A 23,016-nucleotide genomic window follows, 5' to 3' on the forward strand; every position below is an offset into this window, starting at 1 on the left:
TTACAATCCGAACACCCGCTTGAAACTTTTTACATATAAACATTTAACAAAGAGCATTTGCATCGCTTTTCTTATCTAAAGATTATCACCATATACTCATAAGATCAATGACAACAGCGTTATGAATTTACTTTATATGAATGGTTTAGAGTGTTACGAAAAACTGAAAACATGCTACTAAAGTGACTTATGTTCATAAACCCTTTAGAGACGGGAGTTGAGGATTGTTCTTATTTGAAATTATTATCTTTTGGATTATACTAATCTTTTGCGGAGAAACAGAATGACAAACAAATATATTTTCGGACCTGTACCCTCAAGAAGACTCGGACGCTCACTGGGGGTGGATATTATTCCCTCTAAAATATGCACTCTGGACTGTGTTTACTGCGAAGTCGGCAAAACAACAGAACTTACATGCGCCCGCGAAAGCTGGTTCAGCACTGACGATATAATAGATGAGTTCAGCAGAGAGTACGAAAAAGTTAAAGATAATATAGATGTAGTAACGATAACAGGTTCCGGTGAGCCGACTCTCAACAGGAATCTTGCGGAAATAGCACGGAGAATAAAAGAGGTTTCATCCCACCCGATTGCGATTCTTACCAACAGCACCACCCTGACAAACAAGGAAGTGCAGAACGCACTGATGCTTTTTGATATTATAGTTCCCAGCCTTGACGCGGCAACAGACGGCGCATTTCAGTCTGTAAACCTTCCTGCCCCTGAACTTGACATAACAGAGATTAATAAGGCTCTGGCAGAGTTTACGCACATCTTCAAAGGAAAAATCTATCTGGAAGTGCTTCTTGTAAAAGATATAAATGATTCAAAAGAGGAAATGTCCGCAATTGCCGATGTAATAAAGAGATGCAGATACGATATGGTTCAGGTGAACACAGTGTTCCGTCCGCCAGCATACTCAGGCACAAAAGGGCTGAACGAGGAAGAACTTATTGATGCATTCCTTTATTTCAAATCGTTCGGAATAAATGTGGAACCTGTGGGCAATTTTGTTAAATCCCTCGGCGGAACAACAGACGAAAACCTTCCCGAAAGAGTTTCTGCCCTGCTGAGAATGCGCCCCTGCACGGTAAATGATATCTGCGCCGTATTCGGCTCTGATGAAGCTAAAACCGCAGCAGTAACAGACAGCATGCTCAAAGCAGGACTGATAGAGGAAAAAATTTTTAAGGGACAGAAGTTCTACTTCGGGCGCCGCTAAACCTCTATAACGTTAAAGCCGTGACCTGTTATGCTCCTTCCGCCTTCAGGAGTGACAACAAAAGTGTTTTCAACACCCACCATACCGAGACCCTCGATACCCCTTTTAGGCTCAACAGCCAAGACCATGTTTTCCTCAAGGGGTTCATCAAAACCCTCAGCAATCACAGGATACTGGTCTATGTGCAGACCTATTCCGTGACCTAGGAACTTGACCTTTCCACTGCCGAAGCCGTTGTATTCTCTGAGAAATTCTTCGCTGACACCTTCGGTGTGTTTCCTGAATATATCTGCGGGCATAGCACCGGGTTTAAGCATTGCAGCCGCTTTATTCTGCATATCCACGCAGATCCGGTGAAATTCAAGAGCTTTTTCAGGCAGCCTGCCTACTGAATAAATGCAGGTCTTATCCGTGTGATACCCTCCGACATTACAGCCAATATCCACGAAAACCGGCGAATGCTTTTTAAGCTTTATATGGTGATTGCCGAACATCGGAACAGCAGGATGCAGACCCCTTACTCCGCCCGGCCCGTCGAATGTGTTGAAATAAAGAGCGCTTTCGCCGAAGCAGAAAAGCCCGAGATGCAGCTCAGTTCCGAAGCCTCCCGTTCTTGTAACAGCGTGGTGTCCTCTGCGGAGCATCTCTCCCTGAACAAGGGCTCCGAGTTCAACCTCGCTCATTCCCTCTTTCAGTACAGAAGGAATAAACTCCTCAAGAACACTCCGGTGGATCTCCCCACACGTTTCCATGAGTTTAAGCTCCGCCTCCGACTTAACTGCCATGGTTTTTGCAATGGCAGCGTCAGCAGGCTTAACTGCATCAAATGTGAAATATTTTGTGAAACGTTCAAAATGGGCGAGGGGAATTTTTTCCATATCGCAGTAAAGTGTTCCGCCGCCTTTGAGCTTAAGTTCCCTGAAGCTTTTGAAAGGAGTTATTTCAGGAAATGCTGATTCCTCCACCGCTCTTTCAAAACTGCGGCGGACATAAAAAACGGCCGTGCCCTCACGGGGGATGACAAGCACGCCGTTCTGCAAAGTTCCTGTAAAGTAATAATTGTTCAATCTGTCCATGAGGACTGCTTTTTCCCAGCCCGCATCCTGCTTTGTGAGGTTAGTTTTGAATTTTTCCAGCCTGTGAGCAAGTTCTTCGGGCGTAAATGTCATTAAAGCAGTTCCTCCAATGATATATTCTTTGTTTTAAGCAAGTTTCTTAATTTGCTGAGAACTCTTTTCTCTATCTGGCGTACCCTTTCACGGGTTATGCCCAAGTCTCCGCCTATGGCCTCAAGAGTTTCGGGATCGTTTCCGCTTAATCCGTAGCGGCGTATTATTATCTCTCTCTCGTTGTCACTCAAAAAAGTGAGCCATTTGAAGATAGTGTCCTTCTTACTTTCAGATTCTATTTTCATATAAGGATCGAGATATTTTTCATCGTCAGCTATAAACTCATGCAGAGTACTGCTTTCATCGCCGCCCACAGGCATATCAAGGGAAGTGTCCTGTTTGATGGCGTCAAAAACTTTTTTAAGTGCGGAAAGAGGCATCTTTGCCGCTGTGGATATTTCAAGGATAGAAGGCTCACGCCCGAACTTCTGCTGCAAATCAGCCTGAACTTTCAGCACCTTACTGATATTTTCAGACATATGAACAGGTATTCTCACCATGCGGCACTGGTTGATTATGGCACGCTCAATAGCCTGCCGTATCCACCATGTTGCGTATGTGCTGAACTTAAACCCTTTGGTATAGTCGAACTTTTCCACTGCTTTAAGAAGTCCGATATTCCCTTCCTCAACAAGGTCAACAAGAGTCATGCCTCTGTTGATGTACTTTTTTGCTATGGAAACAACAAGGCGCAGATTGCACTTTATCATCATTTCCTTAGCCGCCTTGTCAGACTGTTCTATCCCCTTTGCGAGATCGACTTCCTCTTCCCGCGTTAAGACAGGATAACGTGAAATTTCGTTAAGATATATTTTGAAAACTTCTAAATCTTCAGAATTATAGTCGGGCTTTATGTCCTCAACCTCGACTTCCACCTGAAGCTGTTCTTCTTCAATGTCGATTTCGACATCAGCTTCGTCAATTTCAGGCATACTCTTCTGCAGTAAATCATCGTTGATCATAATCGCTCCATAAAAAATAAAATAAAAACATGATCAATACTGTTCAGCCGCGAACCGTTATAATAGTGAGATCGCACACTATTTCTGATACACGAAACGTGGCAAACACTGCCGATAGACTCAGGCAAAGCAGTGCAGAAATTCTGAAAATTTCAACCTAACTTCGCTTGACAAGTAATAATTTAACGCAGTTCTATTGAAATGGGAAGGGGAAAATTACCATAAAGATAAATTTGATCCGATTTAACAAATACCAGACATGGGTTTGATACACAAAAGAAATTAAAACATATTAAACGGAAGTTCCAAAAACCTCTGCTGTCTAAAGAAAAATAATGTTCTATTTTCCGCAAACAAAATCAACAAAGCTGCAGTCAGCAATTTTGCGCTGCCGTATCTCGTCATTTTCTTTAACAACCTCAATAATTGAGCCGTCAAGAGGGATAAGCATTATGCCGCCTTCTGCAAGCTGGGCTATAAGCTCCTGCGGAAGATTTTTTGCTTCTGCCGTAGCTATTATCCTGTCATAAGGGCCATTTTCCGCCCAGCCTAAATTTCCGTCATCCAGCTTAAACTTAATATTATAAATACGCATTTTGTGAATGATGCCCATGGCCCTGCGGTAAAGCTCAGGTATTCTCTCCACTGTGTACACTCTTGCACAAAGCCTGCTGAGTATCGCAGCCTGAAAGCCTGAACCGCTGCCTATTTCAAGCACTCGATGGTTAGGCTCAAGCTGCAGGGCTCTGGTCATCAGCGCCACAGTTGACGGTTTTGAAATTGTCTGTCCGAACCCGATGGGCAGAGCATCATCCGCATATGGACGGCGGCACATTGCCTCATCTATAAATTTTGCACGGGGGGTTTTGAGAAAAGCCTCAAGAATCTTTCTGTCATTTCCGCAGGCAGGAGCGACAATGTCCGTTATGAAGCTCTGGGGTATAAGGTCTCTGTGCATTATTCCACTATCTGCGTGCCGATGCCTGATGTGGTAAACATCTCAAGCAGCACAGAGTGCTGAACACGCCCGTCTATTATATGTGCTTTTTTAACGCCGCCCCTTACTGCTTCTGCGGCGCAGTCGACCTTTGGTATCATTCCGCCGGTAACAACTTCGTCTATTTTCATTTTATCAATATCATCAAGATGGATGGTTGAGATGCGGTTTTTGTCCTTATCCATAACGTAAGGTACGTCCGTGAGCAAAACAAGCTTCTCTGCCTTAAGAGCAGCGGCTATACTGCCTGCGACAAGGTCGGCGTTGATGTTGTAAGCCTCGTAATCATCGCCCACACCCACAGGGGCAATTACCGGAATATAGCTGTCCGCAAGTCTTTCAAGAACGCCGACGTTCACATCCTTAACCTTTCCGACATGCCCAAGGTCTATTATTTCCGGTGTTCTTATGAAGGTGGGGTCATCTTCAAGGCGGAGCTTTTCCGCACGGATAAGGTTTCCGTCCTTGCCGGAAAGACCTATGGCAACACCGCCGTTTTTATTTATCATTCTTACGATATCTTTATTAATCTTGCCCGCCAGAACCATTTCAACAACATTCATAGTTTCGGCGTCTGTGACTCTCATTCCGGAAACAAATTCGGTCTTTATATTAAGCTTTTTCAGCATATCGCCTATCTGCGGACCGCCGCCATGGACAATCACAGGGCGTATGCCGATATACTTCATGAGCACTATGTCGTTGGCAAAGCTGAGTTTAAGCTGTTCATCCACCATTGCATGACCGCCATATTTTATAACAATAGTTTTGCCGTAAAATTTCTGAATATAGGGCAGTGCCTCTATCAGCACATCCGCTTTTCTAATGAGTTCTTCCATCTTTTCTCTCCGGAAAAATATGTAAGGGAGTCTTCATGTATAAACCGAAAACGGAATGGAATAAAGCACATTTATTCTCCAAAGGACTTATTAACTCACCATCGGTTTAAAAGTTGAAGAAAAAGAGCCGGCTTTATTTCATAACAGTTAAAAACAGGCCGAAGACATGAGAAGGAGTCTCTTTAAAACATTCTTTAATCAAAAAAGCCTCCGCAGGTTTGTGCGGAGGCTTAGAATTTATTCCACCGTGACAGATTTAGCCAGATTTCGGGGCTGGTCAACATCAAGTCCCAGAAGGTTGGCGCAGTGGTAGGCGAATATCTGAGTTGCTGTAACTGTGAGAAAAACGGAAAGCTCTTCAGACACATCAGGAACTTCTATTATATGATCCGCCTTGCCTGCAAGCTCGGTATCACCTTCGGTGACAATGGCTATCACTATGCCGTCTCTGGCTTTAACTTCCTCTATATTAGAAGCGGTTTTATCATAAACCGAACCTTTCACTGCTATCACAAACACCGGAAGCTCGCTGTCTATGAGTGCTATAGGACCATGCTTCATCTCCCCTGCGGGGTATCCTTCAGCATGAATATACGAAATCTCTTTAAGCTTCAGCGCACCTTCCAGAGCTATGGGGTAGTTTACATTTCTGCCCAGATAAAGAAAGTCCGATACATCCTTGTATTTTTTGGCGAGTTCCTCTATGCGGTCATCCTGTTTGAGAACATGCTCAAGTTTATCAGGAATACCCACAAGTTCCTTGAGGTATTCTCTGCATCGGTCTGCGCTCACTTTGCCGTTCTGCCTGGCAAGATACATTGCAAAAAGAAAGAGACTCGCCACCTGTGTGGTAAACGCTTTTGTGGATGCAACGCCTATTTCAGGTCCGGCGTGTGTGTATATAACACTGTGGGATTCTCTTGCTATGGATGAGCCCACAACATTGCATATGGAAATGACCTTTGCACCCATTTTTTTGACCATACGCAGGGCGGAGAGGGTGTCCGCAGTTTCGCCCGACTGGCTTATGGCAACAAAAAGCAGCTTTTCATCAGCGATGAGATCCCTGTAGCGGTATTCCGAAGCAATATCCACCTCAACGGGAATACGGGCGAATTTTTCTATGTAAAACTTGCCCACAAGCCCCGCATGCCAGCTTGTTCCGCAGGCGACTATTACTATTCTGTCTATATCTTTCAGGGATTTTTCCAAATCTTTTGAGAGATCAAAAAATACATCTCCTGATTCAAGGCTGTATTTCCCTCTGATAGTGTCGATAAGCGCTCTGGGCTGTTCGTTTATTTCCTTCTGCATAAAATGGCGATACCCGGCTTTCTCCGCCATGACAGGGTTCCAGTCTATATTTTTAGTCTCTCTGTCCACTGCGCAGCCTTCGGCATCGTAAATTTTGTAGCCGTTTTTGGTTATGACCGCTATATCGCCGTCATCCAGAAACACAAATGTGCGTGTATGGCTTAACACTGCCGGAATATCACTTGCGGCGAACATCTCACCGTTGCCTACGCCGAGAACAAGCGGGCTGTCTTTTCTTGCAACTATAACCTTATCCGGTTCTTTTTCTGAGATCACGCCAAGGGCATAAGACCCCTTAAGCTCCGCTAAGGCAGCCTGAACAGCTTTGAGGAGATCACCGTCATAAAGAGATTCTATAAGATGCGCTATGACCTCTGTATCGGTTTCAGATGCAAAAGTGAAGCCCTTTGATGCGAGTTTTTCTTTTATTGCGAGGTAGTTTTCTATTATACCGTTATGTACCAGTGAGATATATTTTGATTTATGGGGGTGGGCATTTTCAAAAGAAGGTTTCCCATGGGTTGCCCAGCGGGTATGTCCTATACCCACCGTCGCCGTAAAATCCCTGTTTTTAACAGCTTCTTTAAGGTTTACCAGCTTGCCCACACTGCGTGTTATCTCTATTGTTCCGTTTTCCAGAAGGCAGAGCCCTGCCGAGTCATAACCTCTGTATTCGAGTTTGGAAAGACCTTCAAGAAGGACGTTTGATGCTTTTGAATTTCCTATATATCCTACAATTCCGCACATAATAACCTGCTTATACCATTTTATAATCAGAATCTGCACACCCTGTCAGATTCTGATACACGCTCGCACTTTACTCTATTTCCCTTTGTTTTTTGCATTTTTCCAGCGGGAGACCCAGCCTTCCTTAACCTTCATCTCCGCCCTTGTCATGGCGAGAGAATCTTCGGGAACATCTTTTGTAATCGTTGAGCCTGCGGCAAGCAGAGCGCCTCTGCCTATCTTTACGGGTGCCACAAGCTGAACATCGCTGCCGACAAAGACTCCGTCCTCTATCACTGTTTTATACTTCGAGATACCGTCATAATTACAGGTAATAGTACCGCAGCCGATGTTTACGTCTCTGCCGATTTCCGCATCTCCAAGATAAGTGAGGTGGCTTGCCTTGCTCCCAAGACCAAGAACAGCTTTTTTTGTTTCCACAAAGTTTCCTATCTTATTTTCACCTTCAAGCACTGTACCGGGGCGGAGCTGCGCCATGGGCCCCACAGAGCTTCCCGCACCGACCTTGCTCTCAGTGATATAGCAGTTATCCTTTATTTCACAGTTTTCATCTATCAGAGAATCGGTTATACGGCAGCCGGACATAATCACGCTGCCTGTTTTTATTACATTTTTCCCATGGAGGTAAACATTGGGATATATTTCGGTGTCAGATTCTATCTCTGTTTCTTCATCCGCATAAAAAGTGTCCGGATCAAGTATGCTTACCCCCTGCTCCATAAACTTAACTGCTCTGCGCTTCCAGAGAGCTTTTGCACTTTCTGCAAGCTGAACACGGTTGTTCACTCCGAGGAACTCGCTCTCATCATTAGCTTTATAGGCAAATGCGCCTTCCTTGACTATATCTGTGAGATAAAACTCATTCTGGGCATTATCGCTCCCCACACGGGAAAGTCTGTCCAGCAGAACGGATGATTCGCAGAAATATATTCCGGTATTTATTTCATTTATTTTCTTTTCCTGTTCGCAGGCGTCTTTTTCTTCAACTATTCTTATCACAGAACCGCCTCCGCCACGGACAACACGCCCGTAACCGAAGGGATTTTTAACGCAAACACTGATAAAACTGACAGGATGCACCTTTGCAGCCTCAATAAATCCGGCAAGGGTTTCCGCCCTTACAAGGGGCATATCACCGCAGAGTATAAGCACATGACCGCCGTGCTGCTTTATGGCGTCTGCCGCTGCAAGTACAGCATCCGCTGTACCACGCTGATTTTGCTGAAGGCTGAACTGCGCCTGCCCGCCCACATAGGCTTTAACTTCCTCAGCACCGCTGCCTATAACTATATTAACAGCATCCGCACCGCATGAGCCTGCGGCATTTATCACATAATCTATCATCGGCTTTCCCGCCGATTCAAAAAGGACTTTAGGTTTGGATGATTTCATACGGGTTCCCTTACCCGCAGCAAGAATTAAAGCAAGAATCTTCATTATTTCACCGTACAAAAAACAATAAATAAGAGTTTAGGCAAATGACACAGAAAAATCAATTGTGGAATATAATTGACAGTGTATAGAAAACTATTTATTCATCATCATATTCTTTAAGATAACCGAATTCCACCTCGGCTTTTTCCTGGCTGTTTTCTCTCTGTACCAGAAGTTTCATAACATATAGTTCATCATAGTTATTATTAAAACGCTCACACTTGAAAGCAGTTACAGTTACATTGTGAGTTTCCGTATCCTGATCATAGGGAGAGAGATAAGCGTTTACATCATCCAGATCTGAATCGCAGTCGATATGACCGAAACCGACCAGTTCATTGTAAACCCCTGCAATGAGAAACTCTGAGGCTCCTTTAGCGATTTCAAGGGAGCTTTTATAAGACTCTAAGGAAGCCGCAGAACGGGAACCTGACTGAACAAAATAAACAAGGGCACTGATAAACGCCAAAGCCACAGCAGATAAAATCAGAGTGGTAAGAAGGGAGAATCCTTTATTGCCAAGCCTAATCATATTTTTTTCCTATGTTATAAGTACGGGCATCAATTGTCATGATATTCCAGCGGTAGTTTCTTCCGTCTTCAGGGATAGGAAAGCTTATCTGGTCAAGCAGGCTATCTTCTGCGTCAAACCCAAGCTCCTTCACCATTTCATCCGCTCCGAAGTTGAACTTGCGGTCAAACTGCCCCTCCTGAACAAGAACGTAAACAATCAGCCTGCGAAGTTTAAAAAAATGACTGCGGTCATCATTAACAATACTGGTCAGGTTGTCGTAAACGATGTTTCCGCCTTCCTCATAACCTGCATATATCTCAAATCCGCCGGCACAATCCACAAGTGCTACATTATTTCTGCACAGAACAGAGGTATTTGCGTTGCACCTCGCTCCTCTGTCCGGTGTTCCGTCACCGTTACAGTCATCATCGAGCCTATAGGTAACAGTGATATATTTATCAGCCGCAGCAGCATCATAAGGATAGCCTACAGCATAGTAGTAGTCTGCTGCTGCCACAGTTCCTTCGTCATAATCTATCTCTTTATTATTGAGTGAGCTTATCATTTTGAGAGACGTGAATGAGTCTGCGCTGAGTCCGCTTTGTTCATTATCCTTTTCACAGGTAATATTGCTTGCGTTGTCTGATTCGCATTTAAAAAGTGCCCAGCCGTGGGTTTTCGGATTAAGCCTGTCATAAGTTGTATGTATAAAAAGAGTTCTGTTGTCAGCGTCCCAGTTTATAGGATAAAGGTCATCTGATGTGCCTGTGACTTTTTCATCTTTGGCAAGTCCCAAACCGATGTTGACAAGATCAGTTCTGATTATTTCAGAGTTTATAATCCCTTCTATCATAGATTCCGCTATCTTAGACTGGGTCTTGGAACCGGAATAAAGATTCATGTAAGTGGAGTAAAGAGCGGTAATCATTACGCCCGAAATCACCATAACCACAAGAAGCTCAATAATGGAAAAACCTTTTTTCATTCTACAGACCACCTTTCTGTATAACTGTTTTCCTTGTAATATATTTCAGGCTTCCTTTGAATCTCCAGCAGATCGTGGCAATGACAGTTCTTGTCCCTTCCAGTTCGACTCCGGCATCAGAAACCGTTTCAAAAAGCTTATAAACAACCTCATAGTCCACACTGCCTCCGTCTTCACCGCTTGCTTTGCGAAAAACAAAAGTTCCGGTGCAGACAGGATCCGAAGGGGTATCATTATCAGAGGGGTCACAATATTCATTGAGGTTCTGCGTGTCTTCAAGATCCATCTCCGGCAGGGAGTCCGGCTGATCAGTGAGGTCATCAAGTTCTGCACTTCTCATGGTTTCAAATACACTCTGAACAGTTTCCTCACCCTTCTGACGGAGCAGCCCGGCTAGGTTTCTCTGCTGAACAAGGATATAGCCGTAAGCCAGACCAAGCATTACCACAGCCATAACAACCATGGAAACGAGCACTTCCATAATAGTAAAGCCCCTGTTATCTGACATTGCAGTTCTCCCCGTCATATCTTCCTGCGCTGACACTGTTTGCTTCATAAAGCACACAGTCATACTCCGCTCTTGTATCATCGCCTGAAGAGCGGATCATCCCCGTTACTGTGGAGAAGCCGCCTGTAAAAGTAATATCGTCGTCTGTCTCAAAGGGTGTTTTTGCTGTTAATGAAAGACCTTCATAGTCGTTTCCGTCTGCATCTACTATTTTAATCACTCTGTCATTCACACTCACCCTCAAAGTCACCTTTCTGGTGAAGGAATACTGCCTTGCCATATTGGTGAGGGCGAGGATCTGCCTTGTGTCGGACTCCACATTAGCTTTCACGGAAAGCTGTCTGTACCCGATTGTTCCCATTGTGAGCAAAATACCCACAATGGTCACTACAGCAAGCAGTTCGATCAGAGTAATGCCTTTGTTATTCATCATTTCTCAATCCAGAAAAGAAGCCTTCCTTTTCTTTCTCTGTCCTGTTCAGCCGCAGACTGTATATCGCCTATAATTGCGCCTTCCTTCCAGTCAGTGGTTTCATCCTCAGGGCTTGAAACCTTGCTTATATCTCCCGGAGTTCTGGGAACCCATATGGGCGGAACCTTTGAAACATCCACCTGATATTCGCCGTCGCATGAAAGTGCTATGGCGGAGCCTGTGGCGCAGTTAAGCCCCCATACTCTGGAACGCCCGCCGAAGGAACATATGTCTGAGTTCGGCTCTGTTGTACCGAAGAACACAACATCGGCATAATCAACAGGTTCAGGATCTGATAAAAGCCTTTCCATAAGATAATTACCGCTCTTCGGTTCAAGCACCTTTGACCATGCGAAGCTTCTGTTTTCGCTGAGAAGCTGACTGCATGACTCTTCACTGGTGTGGGCGTTATTCAGGTTGCAGTTTCCGCCGATGCAGTCATCAATCCGCACACCGTAAAGGTAGTTGTGCTCATTGGCGTTAATGCCGGCTTCATCTATTTTATAGAACCATCTGCCTGTACCGAAATAAATATATTTCATGTCAAAGCAGCTCATATATTCAACTTTCTGTGTCACAGGTTTCTGGGCGCTGTTGAAAACATTGCCGAATTCCCATGCTTCAGGGTTTTCGCTTGTTATCCTGACCCCCATGACATTACCCGACCAGTTGGGGCTGCCTTCGTTACCTGTCATCTGGTTTATACCGAAGAAAACAACATCCGTGTCGCCGTCACTTCCGTAGTCAACCCCGTTGGTAAAAAGCTTGCCGCCGAATGCGTTGCTGTAGGAGCTGAGTGCCGAAACCCTTGTGTAGCCGCTGCGGTTGGCACCGCTAAACTTATGCACCTGATTTACCGTGTAGTTAACAGGATCAAGGTTCAGGATAAAAATGTTCAAGTCCTGCCCTGCTGTTCCCGCATAGTTTGTGGGACCGGAGAGGAACATAATATATTTGCTGTTCCCTTTGGTGATAAACGCCGGTCCGGAAAAACTGTAAGCAAGATACGGGTCTGTAAACTCCCACAGAAGAACAGGGTTGTTCTGATCCGTAACATCCAGGGCGTAGTAGGATGAAAGTCCCACACAGTCAGAGCTTGCGGGATCTGCACAGGTGTCCGCAGGCGGTTTCACAGTGCTTGAAGCGGTTGTTCCGCATGCCCCGCCGAGCCTCATTCCGCCTATGAGTATTCTCTTGGTGACATACCCGGCAGAGTCTTTAACTTCAAGGATGTAAGGAGCCAGGTCATTATAGTATATATGGCAATAGTCAGGATCAGCCAGATAACGCAGATAGGGCAGAGCATTCTTCGGTATAAAAGCCCATTCCTCACGTCCGATCTTGTCTGTAGAGCAGTCAGCAGAGTCGTTGCAGAGCTTCACCGCCTGATAAGAGACAAGACCGCTTGTAAGCACCTTACCTGCTCGGAAAGCGTGGAGCATGCCGTCATTGGCGCCAACGTACGTCATGGTATAACCCGGTTTACCTGTTTTGTTCGGATAATCGACCATCACAGGGCTTGAGTTAAGTATATCGCCCAGCTTATATGTATTACCGTTAAGGAGCATTCTTGAGCGGCATCCGTTGAAATCAGTTCCGAGTATGTAGCTGATAAGATTATCTGCCGTACCTAAGCATGCGGGGAACGATTCGGGCAGACCGAGCATGTCAGAGAATTCAGCCTGATTAGCCGTATTGAACTGAACAAGGCTGCCGTCAACATTAGTATAAACCACTCTGGAAGCAGCGGAGGTCTGTGACAGCTTTTTACCGCCTTCCCACAGATAGGCTACATCATCAATGGATATGTTGGAGTTGGAGGGAGCGTCAAGGTCTTTACTTCCCTGACAGTTGGCAGTGTATCTGTCTATCTGGAGAGAGCCTGCTTCATCAACCCTGAATTCGAGTATTTTATCTCCTGAATCACACAGATCGAGGCGGAAGTTGCTGTTGCTGTCTTCCATGATGTTCTGTGTGTTTCTGTGGGTGAAGAACCAGTAAGTAAATAGCTGACCCGCCCACTGGATATTATTTGACTGAACAGAATCTCCGAAGTCCTTTTCAGGATAAAAAAGGGCATGGTTGATCAGTGTTCCTCTGTTTTTACCCAGACCGATTGCAGGAGCAGTACCTGATGCTGTTCTTTTTAATATATCAGTAAAAACTTTTGCAAACTTCTGTTCAAGGAGCAGCGGGTTTGTTATGTAGTGGTAATTATCGGGAATACCGTCGCCGTCCTCATCCCATTCCGACTGAACATCAGGAATACTGTTGTTGCCTTTTTCACTGAACCCGCCGTATTTAGCCGCATACCAGAGCGGATTTTTAAGTAGCTGAGCGGAGGCTCCGCCCTCGCTGACTGAAAAAGTTTTGCTCCATATCAAAGGCATGTTGCTGCCGTTCTGCGGAACAACGTTGCCGTCCCTGTTTCTTATGGGTATATAAACGCCGTCTGAGGTTGTGCCTGTTATGACGAAGCCCATTATCTGGTTTATTCCGCCTGCGGCATATTCAGAGGTGAGGGTTATTGTTATGGTGTCATCGTCATTTACTTCATAGTCATAACGGGCAATGGCATCCATATCATGATCTGCCCCCTGCTCAACGTCTTCAAAGTTGATGCGGAAACGTCCGGATGTTTCGGTTATGGACTCTGCATAGAAGTCTACGATCTGGTTTGATGGGCAGAATCCAGTTCCTGTAAAACGAACGCCGAAATTCTCATCATATCTGAAACCGCAGTTTATATCGCTGCCGCTCACAGACTTACCCATAGGTATCATCTGCACTGTTCCCCTGCCCGTGGCAATTTTGATCTCCGGCAGAGGCGAGGCGAGGGCAACGGCGTGGGTATCTATATTCGGCAGCGTTCCTGCGCCGGTTACAGTATTTTCATTCATTTTTGTCTTAGCATAATAGGCTAGTGCGGCAGTGCTGTATGTGCCGTTTTTAGTAGGTTCTTCAGGGCAGAGCCCAAGTGCGCTGCCAATATCGGAAAGGGGTTTTTCGGAGCATGCAAAGTCGTTTGTGCTTCCGTTGCTGCCGATGAAATAGTTGCCGCTGATCCCTTCATTTTCTGATATGTCATTGTAGAGCGAGCTTAATGAATAGTCGGTAAATGTGCCGCTTGCAGGAACATTGTTATCGTAACTGGGGTTAACATCACTGATTATGATAATATTCGGCTTGGAACAATACGGGAAATCACCATAAGGGCTCCGCCAGTCAGGCTTGGGCAGACCTAAGTTGCTGTCTATGCCGGATGTATAGTTATAGGCGGAGGTTCTGTCCTCTCCTTTGAAATATCTGAGAGTTTCCCAGAGCATCTCGCCTATGGGGTTACCCCACATTTTACAGTTTCCTTCCGTAAAAGGACCGTTAGTTATCCAGCCGCAGTTGCCGCTGTAATCTATCTTAAGGCTGTTAAGGGTCTTGATTATACTTCCGTTCGCAGGTGTTGTGCTTTTAAAGGTTCCGTCAGAGTTAATTTCATCCATAATGGAACCGATGTTTTTGCGCACTACTCCGCCGCTGATATTTTTTTCATAGGAGCCTGTGAGCATTCCGAAATACATGGGGGATTCTTTTAAAAGAATACCCTCATCACCTGAACATAAGCCTGATGCCTCATAGGTTTTGGAGCATATGTCCGCTCCGCTGCCTGTTCCGTATCTCTGGAGAAGACCGGTGGGTTTTTTACTTCCTGAGCCATAGTCATAGCAGTTAGTTTCTTCTCCCACTGATGAATCGCAAACCTTAACACGAGTGTAATAATCCGTAGGACTGATACCCGTGTCTGCGGTTCCGTCTGCATTGGAGTCAATGGATGTTCCGCAGGAGCTGCCTTCTATGGAAGCCCACTGCCATATGCGTTCTGTACGGTTCTGAAGAACTCTTATTGAATGGTCATTATTTTCATTATTCTTTGATGTAACACAAAAAAGGTGGCGTTTATCCTGAAATGTTCCCGATGAAGGTGTACCGGATTCAACAAATTCTGATGTTTTAAGACTGCACATGCCTGTTGAGCTTGCAGAGACATTAGGCGCACGAAGGGAAACACCGTCATTATTCAGGTTGCTGTAGGAAAAATTTCTCCATGTGCTTGAGCTTGGTCTTCGATAGCTGATTCTGGCACCTATGTCATCGCCGCTGTTGTCTCTTCTCACCCTTACAACTATACGGTGCCATCCGCTGTTGAGATAAACGGAGCCCGTAAGGGAGCTGGATGTGTTATTGCTGCCGTAATCATTGCAGCCGTAACGGGAAGCACGCACCACACCGTCAACTTCGATTTCGCCGCCGTCAGAGGAATTAATGGCAAAATACCACGTACCGCTCCTGTTATACGGAACATTAATCTCCGTAACATACATCAGGTTGCCGTGGTTTACCGTCCCTGCCTGAGAATCCCATATTGTGTTCACATATTCATGGGAAACGTAATCACGGGGGCTGAAAGCACTCATCATTGTGTCGGCAGTGCCGCATCCGTTATTTAATCCGTCCACATACTTAACCATGAGAATGCCTTCATTCCCTGTTCTGTTCCATGAAGCAGCAGAAGAGGGGAGCACACATGAAGCAGGGGGAGCATTAAAGGGGGTAAGCTGTCTGGTGTCGCCTCCGGCGTACTCCTTACCCCATGAGTGAGCATCGTTGGGGATGTATGTTCCTGCAAGAACCGAGAGGGAAGATGTATCTGTTCTGCGGAAGCCCCCGTAAAGAACTTTTCTCAAAACATCAATACGTGACATGGACATCCAGTTAAGGAAGTTGCCGCTCCACTCACTGCTGCCTCCGCAGTATTTATCATCTGTGGTGCGGGAGGGATTAAAACGCCCGTCACCGGAGCTGTATGTGTAGCATTTATAGGAATCGAAATAACCGTAATAGTCTATGGAGTGTGTGTAGCCGATGTCGATAATTCCGTCACCGTCAAGATCCGTGGCATCGTTGTACGCTTCGTAATAGAGCTTGTGATCCCTGCCCATAACGAACATTACCAGAGGCGATGCTCCTGCGGATATAAACGGCGGAATACTGATATTATTTCCCGAACCGCAGTAGTCTGTCATGTCTGCCATTGATACTGATGTTAAAATGAAGAAAACGGCAAGAACCGCAAAAGTTTTTCTCATATCAATAGTCCTCATAAACTATACGGGTAATATATGCGCCGTATGTCTGGGCTGTAATTTCAGTTCCTGAACGAAGGCTCCGTAAATCAGAAGTCTCCTCATAGAATGCGCCTCGTCTCTTAATAATTCTGATAACAGTGATATTTTCAGGAGAAAAAGAGTACTGGTCGCCTTTTAAAATAATTTTATCTGATCTGACACCGCTGAAAACACCTTCGACAATCACAGGAGCCCTGCCGTATGATTCGGCAGAATACATGATAATTAATAAAAGAACCGCAATCAGGGATTTTTTCATAAAAAGACTCCAGCAGAAACTGCACGGAAAATAAAACTTTCCGTTATTAATTATATTTCATGCCCGAAAGGTTTGCCATAGGAAATAAGGCAGACCGCCGCCATGTTATAATCAACGGATTTATACAGAAAACAAAGGTAAACTGCACAAATCTGTGTAAATTTAAGAGCTATCCGAAGAGGTATGAGTACGCAGCGGGGATGAATGCGGCTTCAGGCTTAAGCATAGGGAGCATATCCTCCGCAGAGTTCAGCTTTTTAAAACCCATCCGTGCGCAGTCTTCTCTGCTCATGCTTCCGCAGAGATAAACATTAAAACGCTCGGTAAGCGTGCGCAGGTTGTAGGCTGTCTGCCTGTTGATCTGGTAGTCAGTGAGAAGGCTCTCCAGCATGGTTTTTGAGGACGGCATGTCAAAGAAATCACGGAAATAGCTGTTGCCGAAGCCGTCGGCACATTCTGCGAAGAAGAAAATATCCGCTCCCTCTTCCGCCACAGATGCAGCCCTGTCCAGAGACTTCTGCGCCTGAACCATATTTATATCCTTAGGGAATCCCCCGCAGGAGACGATGAGCGATCTGTACTTCTTTTCAGGGGTGATGCGGAACATTGAATCCAGAAGCTCACATGCGTTATGGTGCGCCATGAATAGATCACCGCAGACCATGCCGATCAGGCTGCCTTTTTCATCAAGCACAGTATTCACTGTAAAGAAGTTTCTTCCCGCACGGCTTATCATCAAAGCATCAACAATATCACGGTGAACAGGGTTGTGGTTAAGCTCCCCCGCCTTTGCCAGCGGGTGTCTTCTGCCGCCTGTAAAGTCAAGAGCAAGCATATGATTGCGCAGAATGGATTTTTTTGCGGCAATACCGGGGAAGATAAGCTTTCTCCCGCCGCCGTAACCCGCAAAGTAATGGTGGCTTACAGAGCCTATCGGAACTATCAGATCATGTTCCAGATAGATTTTATTGATAAAAACTGGTGTTTTAGCTTTTGTGATACCGTAAAAGGCGTGGCTTTCCATATTCTCACAGTCGTGATCGAAAAGCCTGTTTTGATATTTAAGGTAGATTTCCTCACCGAGAATCGTCTTCTTCTCATCCTCGGTGACGGCTCTGTGAGTGCCCACAGCGAATATTATGCTGATCTCTTTTCCGAAACTTTCCGCTTCGGCAAGCATCATGGGGAAAAAATGCTCCATGCCGCTTCTGCGGGTTATGTCGGGAACGATGAAGAGTATCTTCTCCGCTTTTTCAACGCACTCGCTGTATGATTCTGAATAAACGCAAACGTCAAGCGCCTCTTTTATTCCTTCTTCACTAAGAGGCGCATATTCGGCACCGGCAGACAAAACATCCACAGGAAATTCCGTATTTACAGTAAAAGTCTGCTGCCCACAGGCAATTTCAAGCCTATCCGCCGATTTTTGACATTGTCCGTTTAAATTTTTCATTCCTTCTGTCCGCCACTATGTGATGTTCTTCGTCTTTTTTGCCGAGAGCGTCCATAATGGCAGCTTTGAGGGCTTTTTCGTCCCTGCTTTTAACAGCGTCCACTATGTCCGTTTCCTGATCCGTAAGCAGGCAGGGGCGTATTTTGCCGTCAGCCGTGAGCCTGAGCTTATCACATTCGGAGCAGAAGTGGTTTGAAATGGGCGTTATTATACCGATTGTCCCGCCGTTTGAAAGTTTATAGTTCTTGGCCGGACCGGCGTTCTTATCTTTCTCAATAGGAACGGCTCTGTACCTTTTCTTGATAAGGTCAAGAATCTCCGCCCCGTACATTATGTTCTCTTTTTTCCATTCACAGGAGTTACCTATAGGCATAAACTCTATGAACCTGACCACAATGTCTGCCCTTGCGGCAAACTCGCAGAAGTCATATATCTCGCAGTCGTTAAAGCCTCTAATAAGCACGCTGTTTGTCTTCACAGGGCGCAGTCCCGCCTTCTTAGCCAGAAAAATGCTCTCCATAAGCTTCTGAAGGTCAAACCCGCCTGTTATCTCTTTATATTTATCTGCCTTGAGAGAATCAAGGCTCACGTTGATACGCTTAACGCCTGAAGCGGCTATATCTTCGGCATATTTTCCCAGAAGAGCCCCGTTGGTGGTGAGGGTCACTTCGTCTATGCCTTTTATCTTGTTAAGCTCGCCCAGAAAGTCGGTAACGCCTTTACGGACCAGCGGTTCGCCTCCGGTCACACGCACCTTATGAACGCCAAGAGAGGCAAAAACCTCTGTGGCAAAAAGCATATCCTCAAACCTGAGTATGCTCGAATGTGCGAGGTGCTTAAACTCATCGCTGGGCATACAGTATTTGCATCTGAAATTGCATCTGTCGGTCACGGAAATGCGCAGATAGCGTATCTCCCTTCCGAATCTGTCTTTAACGCTACTCATATATCTCTTCTTCCGTTATTTCTCTTTTGCGCCCGAAAATTACAGCGATAAAAATGCTCATTTCATAAAGAAGCAGAAGAGGACCTGCCATCATAAGCTGCGAGAAAACATCAGGAGGCGTCATGACAGCGGCAACAATAAAAATTCCCAAAACAGCATATCTCCGGTATTTACGCATCATAGAAGCAGTAACGATGCCCATCTTCGCAAGGAAAAAGGTAAACACAGGCAGCTCAAAAACAATGCCGAAACCGAGAATCATCTTGGTGACAAAGCTTAAATACCACTCAATAGAAAGGTTTGCGATGACGTAGCCCTGAGCGTATTTAAGAAAGAAAGCAAAGCCGAATGGAAAAACAAAGTAATAAGCAAAGCCTGCACCAAGGAAAAACAGCAGAGAAGCGCTTATTACAAATCCAATAATATATTTCTTTTCATGCACATACAGACCGGGAGCAATAAACTTCCACGCATGGAAAAAGATGAAAGGCATACTGAAAAAGAGTGCTGCCATAAAGCAGAGCTTAAGCTCCATAAAAAAGCCTTCAGTAAGTTTCAGCATAGCCATGCTGGATTTCTCCGGCATTATCTGCACGAGAGGTTTGGTGATAAAGTCCATAAAAAACTGGCTCTGCCAGTAGCAGACAGAGAAAACCGCAATCAATATTATAAGTATATAGAGGATACGCTTGCGGAGTTCTTCAAGATGCTCCATCAGAGGTATCTGGGCTTCAACGCCCTGACTTTTGTTTTCAGCCATTTGTGTCCTTCCCTTTTACGTCTTCAGGGGCAGATGCTTCGTTGTTTGCTGCTTGCGCTGCTTCCGCTTTAGGTTCGGCGGATGCCTCCGCAGAGTTTTCTGTGTTCTGTTTCTTCTTTTCCCAGTGATCCCTGTACGCATCTTTTACTGTCTTATTGGGAGCAGCGTCAAGATCGTCTATATTTACCGCTGATTTAAGATCGTTCAGCGAGCGCTTGAACTGGGAGTAACCTTTTCCCAGTGTTTTTGCCAGTTCGGGCAGTTTTCCCGGTCCAACAACCAGAAGAGCTATAACAAGAATCAAAAAAACTTCAGACATTCCGAATCCAAACATGTGATCCACCTCAAAAGAGCATAATATGTATTTGCCGCCAAAAATCAAGACAAGCTTGAGCCGTAATTAGTTCCATGCCTTCTATTCAGTACCTGACAGCTATTTACACAGGCACTTTCAGGTGCTATTCTTCTTCGATGGATGATCATAAAAAAGGGCACAGGCAAAGGCTTAAGGAAAAATTCAGGAGCGGTCCCCCGGCGCTGCATGATTATGAGATCATGGAGCTTCTTCTCTCCTATATAATCCCCAGAAGGGATGTTAAAGCTCTCGCAAAGAATATAATAGATAAAACGGAAAGCCTGCGTAAAGTTTTTAAAACAGATCTTACGACAATAAGTGGAGCAGGGGAAGAAGTTCAGCTTTTTTTTAATATAATGCGGGAGTTTTATGTCCGCATGGAACACGCTAACCTCAAGTTTGAGCCCCTGGTTCTGGATTCCGGCAATATTATTTTCAAATTTCTGCGGATGCTCATAGGCATCTCAGAGAAGGAAAGCTTCGTCAGCCTCTTTGTGGATAAAAACAAACGGCTGATAAGCTATGAAGTGGTTTCTTCCGGCACAGTGGACAGAACCGCAGTCTACCCGAGAGAGATAGCGGAACTTGCTCTCCGCAGAAAGGCGTCATACGTAATTATCGCCCACAACCATCCTTCCGGTTCGCTGATACCTTCCGAAGAGGATATACACATCACGGAGCGCATATCAAAAGCCCTTGAAACTCTTGATATTAAGCTTCTGGATCATATCATAGTTACAGATACATCTTTTTTAAGCATGAAAGCTCAGAAACTTATCTAAGGAGACTTCCAATGAAAAAAGTTTTTGTAACGGGCGGAACAGGTTTTGTAGGTTCATATGTTATCAGCAGACTCATTGAAAAGGGCGTTCATGTCAAAGCTTTGGTAAGGAACAAAACACCCCACCCTGATGCAGAAGCTGTCAAGGGTGATATACTCCGCCCCGAAACCTATGCAGACAGCCTGAAAGATGTTGATGCGGTAATAAACCTAGTGGGAATCATCAGGGAGTTTCCTTCAAAAGGGATAACTTTTGAAAACATGCACTATACCGCAGCTAAAAGTGTTGCCGATGCAGCAAAAACTGCCGGTGTGAACAGGTTTATCCATATGTCTGCCAACGGAACACGGAAAAACGCCGTTTCCGGCTACCATATTACAAAATATATGGCTGAGGAATATATCAAGGAAAGCGGGCTGGACTTCACAATATTCCGTCCGTCACTTATCTACGGAAAAGGTGACTCCTTTATCTCCATGCTTGCAGGATACATGCGGAAAACTCCGGTATTCACATACTTCGGCGACGGCTCATACCCTATGCAGCCTGTAAGCGTGTACGAAGTGGCAGACGCATTCACGGAAGCCGTTTTCAGGGACAGCTCCATCGGCAAAACCTATCCCCTGTGCGGAAACAGAGTTTATTCATATAAGGAACTCCTCATAGAGATAGCTGCGGCAATGAACAAAAACATCACTCTGATACCCGTACCGGAAGTTTTCATCAAAGCAGGGATAACCCTTTTTGGCGGCTTTTCATTTTTCCCGATAACAAAAGATCAGTTCACCATGCTGAAAGAAGGAAACACCTGCCCCGAAATGACAGCCTTTTCAGAATTGGGGATTGAATTCAGAAACTTTTCCGAAGAAATAAAAAAGTATATTAAGTGAACATTTTTAAAGTTGAATAATCGTATTATTTGAATATTATTACACTTTGACCCGACAAGGGTGAAAGGGAGCAGAATTAATGAAAATCAAAGTATTATTTTTGGCGGCTTTCCTTCTGGTGTTTGCCGCATGCAGCAGGCAGGAAACCGGGGATACTGGCGTTTCCGTATCCGGAGATTCTATCGAAATACTTAAATCAGGCGCAATGGCACGCATAAAAGAGGAGCATCAGGGCAAAGTTCTGCTGGTGAACTTTTTTGCATCATGGTGCCCGCCCTGCAGAGCAGAAACGCCTGATTTTGTTAAGGTTTACGGTGAAGAAAAGGAACGCTTCTCCATAGTCGGTCTCTCCACAGACGCAGACAAGGATGACATCGCTAAATTTATAAGCGAGTTCAACGTTAACTACCCGGTTTATATGTCTGATCAGTCACTCAGCATGGAGTTCGGCATCAGCACTATACCCACAAGCATAATCTACGGACCCGACGGCAAGCTGGTTGATATAATCGTTGGCGGAATCCCGGAAAAAGACCTGAAGAATATAATCAGTAAACTGTCAGCCAACTGATAAAATTTGCGCAGCGGGTGCCAGCCGCATTCCGCTGCCTTTTAAAATCCTGATTCATACATAGCGCCTGAAGATCATTTTCTATTGAACTTTAATCGCATGCGTGTATTTTTAAATTGTCACCCACATGCAGATTCCGGAGGTCAACGCTTTATGTTTGAAGCGGGAGTTAAATGCGTAATAAAAGAACCAATTACATCTCGTTATGTAATGATGCTCGAAACTATATGCGGTCAATACCTCATTCCCATAACAATAGGAACTTTTGAAGCAGAAGCCATATATCAGGAGCTTAACCGAATCCCCAGCCCCAGACCCATGACCCACCAGTTCATAGGAGGCATATTCGGCGCTCTGGACGGTGTGTATGTGGAAAATGTGATCATTGACAATGTTGAAAAAGGCGTTTTTACCGCAAAGCTAAGTCTTAATACTAACGGCAGCTCCAAAGTAATAGACTGCCGTCCGTCTGACGGTGTTGCTCTGGCTCTTCATCTAAGCATACCGCTTTTCGTTGAGGAGCAGGTGGTTTCCAAAAGCTGCTGTATAGAACGCACAGGGCTCACAATGGCTGAAGAAAGAGCGCTTTTCGGCATTATAGACGATCAGGGCACTACTTTCTGGAATGTTTAGCAGAAGATTAAATTAGAAGTG

The 23,016-nt window shown here is 45.1% G+C and carries 21 protein-coding genes; 5 read left to right on the forward strand and 16 right to left on the reverse strand.

Annotation, left to right across the window (positions count from 1 at the left end; genetic code table 11):
- The first annotated feature begins 283 nt into the window (after positions 1-283).
- Positions 284-1,225, forward strand: coding sequence for a radical SAM protein (locus tag ACYRYY_RS08165; protein ID WP_460215108.1), 942 nt, complete (start codon positions 284-286; stop codon positions 1,223-1,225).
- On the opposite strand, the gene ACYRYY_RS08170 is transcribed toward ACYRYY_RS08165, so the two are convergent.
- From ACYRYY_RS08170 to ACYRYY_RS08245, 16 genes are all read right to left on the reverse strand, one after another.
- On the reverse strand, positions 1,222-2,394 hold the full coding sequence (locus ACYRYY_RS08170; protein ID WP_460215109.1) for a M24 family metallopeptidase: 1,173 nt from the start codon (positions 2,392-2,394) through the stop codon (positions 1,222-1,224). The genes ACYRYY_RS08165 and ACYRYY_RS08170 overlap by 4 nt on opposite strands.
- Positions 2,394-3,326 carry a sigma-70 family RNA polymerase sigma factor gene (locus tag ACYRYY_RS08175; RefSeq protein ID WP_460215110.1) on the reverse strand — a complete coding sequence of 311 codons (933 nt, stop codon included), beginning with the start codon at positions 3,324-3,326 and terminating at the stop codon, positions 2,394-2,396. The genes ACYRYY_RS08170 and ACYRYY_RS08175 overlap by 1 nt, the downstream gene beginning before the upstream one ends.
- Before the next feature lie 370 nt (positions 3,327-3,696).
- Entirely contained in the window at positions 3,697-4,314 is a 618-nt protein-coding gene (locus tag ACYRYY_RS08180) for a protein-L-isoaspartate(D-aspartate) O-methyltransferase (RefSeq protein ID WP_460215111.1), read from the reverse strand.
- Complete coding sequence (gene argB / locus ACYRYY_RS08185) at positions 4,314-5,192, reverse strand: acetylglutamate kinase (RefSeq protein WP_460215112.1); 879 nt, start codon at positions 5,190-5,192, stop codon at positions 4,314-4,316. The genes ACYRYY_RS08180 and argB overlap by 1 nt, the downstream gene beginning before the upstream one ends.
- A 237-nt stretch (positions 5,193-5,429) precedes the next feature.
- Positions 5,430-7,253, reverse strand: coding sequence for a glutamine--fructose-6-phosphate transaminase (isomerizing) (glmS, locus tag ACYRYY_RS08190; RefSeq protein WP_460215113.1), 1,824 nt, complete (start codon positions 7,251-7,253; stop codon positions 5,430-5,432).
- 75 nt (positions 7,254-7,328) lie between these two features.
- The gene (glmU, locus tag ACYRYY_RS08195) at positions 7,329-8,690 is read right to left on the reverse strand and encodes a bifunctional UDP-N-acetylglucosamine diphosphorylase/glucosamine-1-phosphate N-acetyltransferase GlmU (RefSeq protein WP_460215114.1); all 1,362 of its coding nucleotides are present in this window, start codon (positions 8,688-8,690) and stop codon (positions 7,329-7,331) included.
- 94 nt (positions 8,691-8,784) lie between these two features.
- Entirely contained in the window at positions 8,785-9,219 is a 435-nt protein-coding gene (locus ACYRYY_RS08200) for a hypothetical protein (RefSeq protein ID WP_460215115.1), read from the reverse strand.
- On the reverse strand, positions 9,212-10,186 hold the full coding sequence (locus tag ACYRYY_RS08205) for a PilW family protein (protein ID WP_460215116.1): 975 nt from the start codon (positions 10,184-10,186) through the stop codon (positions 9,212-9,214). The genes ACYRYY_RS08200 and ACYRYY_RS08205 overlap by 8 nt, the downstream gene beginning before the upstream one ends.
- Position 10,187: 1 nt before the next feature.
- Entirely contained in the window at positions 10,188-10,694 is a 507-nt protein-coding gene (locus ACYRYY_RS08210; RefSeq protein ID WP_460215117.1) for a prepilin-type N-terminal cleavage/methylation domain-containing protein, read from the reverse strand.
- Positions 10,684-11,127 carry a pilus assembly FimT family protein gene (locus ACYRYY_RS08215; protein WP_460215118.1) on the reverse strand — a complete coding sequence of 148 codons (444 nt, stop codon included), beginning with the start codon at positions 11,125-11,127 and terminating at the stop codon, positions 10,684-10,686. The genes ACYRYY_RS08210 and ACYRYY_RS08215 overlap by 11 nt, the downstream gene beginning before the upstream one ends.
- Positions 11,124-16,307, reverse strand: a complete 5,184-nt coding sequence (locus tag ACYRYY_RS08220) for a pilus assembly protein (RefSeq protein ID WP_460215119.1) — start codon at positions 16,305-16,307, stop codon at positions 11,124-11,126. The genes ACYRYY_RS08215 and ACYRYY_RS08220 overlap by 4 nt, the downstream gene beginning before the upstream one ends.
- A 1-nt stretch (position 16,308) precedes the next feature.
- Entirely contained in the window at positions 16,309-16,605 is a 297-nt protein-coding gene (locus tag ACYRYY_RS08225; RefSeq protein ID WP_460215120.1) for a hypothetical protein, read from the reverse strand.
- A gap of 169 nt (positions 16,606-16,774) precedes the next feature.
- Positions 16,775-18,058: a nickel-dependent lactate racemase family protein gene (locus ACYRYY_RS08230; protein ID WP_460215121.1), complete on the reverse strand. Its 1,284-nt coding sequence runs from the start codon at positions 18,056-18,058 to the stop codon at positions 16,775-16,777.
- Complete coding sequence (gene moaA / locus ACYRYY_RS08235) at positions 18,018-19,004, reverse strand: GTP 3',8-cyclase MoaA (protein WP_460215122.1); 987 nt, start codon at positions 19,002-19,004, stop codon at positions 18,018-18,020. The genes ACYRYY_RS08230 and moaA overlap by 41 nt, the downstream gene beginning before the upstream one ends.
- Positions 18,997-19,764: a twin-arginine translocase subunit TatC gene (tatC, locus tag ACYRYY_RS08240; protein WP_460215123.1), complete on the reverse strand. Its 768-nt coding sequence runs from the start codon at positions 19,762-19,764 to the stop codon at positions 18,997-18,999. The genes moaA and tatC overlap by 8 nt, the downstream gene beginning before the upstream one ends.
- Positions 19,757-20,098, reverse strand: a complete 342-nt coding sequence (locus ACYRYY_RS08245) for a twin-arginine translocase TatA/TatE family subunit (RefSeq protein ID WP_460215124.1) — start codon at positions 20,096-20,098, stop codon at positions 19,757-19,759. The genes tatC and ACYRYY_RS08245 overlap by 8 nt, the downstream gene beginning before the upstream one ends.
- Positions 20,099-20,235: 137 nt before the next feature.
- Between ACYRYY_RS08245 and ACYRYY_RS08250 the strand changes: the two genes are divergently transcribed.
- The 4 genes from ACYRYY_RS08250 (at position 20,236) to ACYRYY_RS08265 (ending at position 22,995) form a co-directional block, all read left to right on the forward strand.
- Complete coding sequence (locus tag ACYRYY_RS08250) at positions 20,236-20,901, forward strand: JAB domain-containing protein (RefSeq protein ID WP_460215125.1); 666 nt, start codon at positions 20,236-20,238, stop codon at positions 20,899-20,901.
- Between the two features lie 11 nt (positions 20,902-20,912).
- Positions 20,913-21,791 carry a complex I NDUFA9 subunit family protein gene (locus tag ACYRYY_RS08255; protein WP_460215126.1) on the forward strand — a complete coding sequence of 293 codons (879 nt, stop codon included), beginning with the start codon at positions 20,913-20,915 and terminating at the stop codon, positions 21,789-21,791.
- A 79-nt stretch (positions 21,792-21,870) separates the two neighbouring features.
- On the forward strand, positions 21,871-22,362 hold the full coding sequence (locus tag ACYRYY_RS08260; protein ID WP_460215127.1) for a TlpA family protein disulfide reductase: 492 nt from the start codon (positions 21,871-21,873) through the stop codon (positions 22,360-22,362).
- 153 nt (positions 22,363-22,515) lie between these two features.
- Entirely contained in the window at positions 22,516-22,995 is a 480-nt protein-coding gene (locus ACYRYY_RS08265; RefSeq protein ID WP_460215128.1) for a bifunctional nuclease family protein, read from the forward strand.
- Positions 22,996-23,016 lie beyond the last annotated feature (21 nt).

Source organism: Geovibrio sp. ADMFC3 (assembly GCF_054687035.1).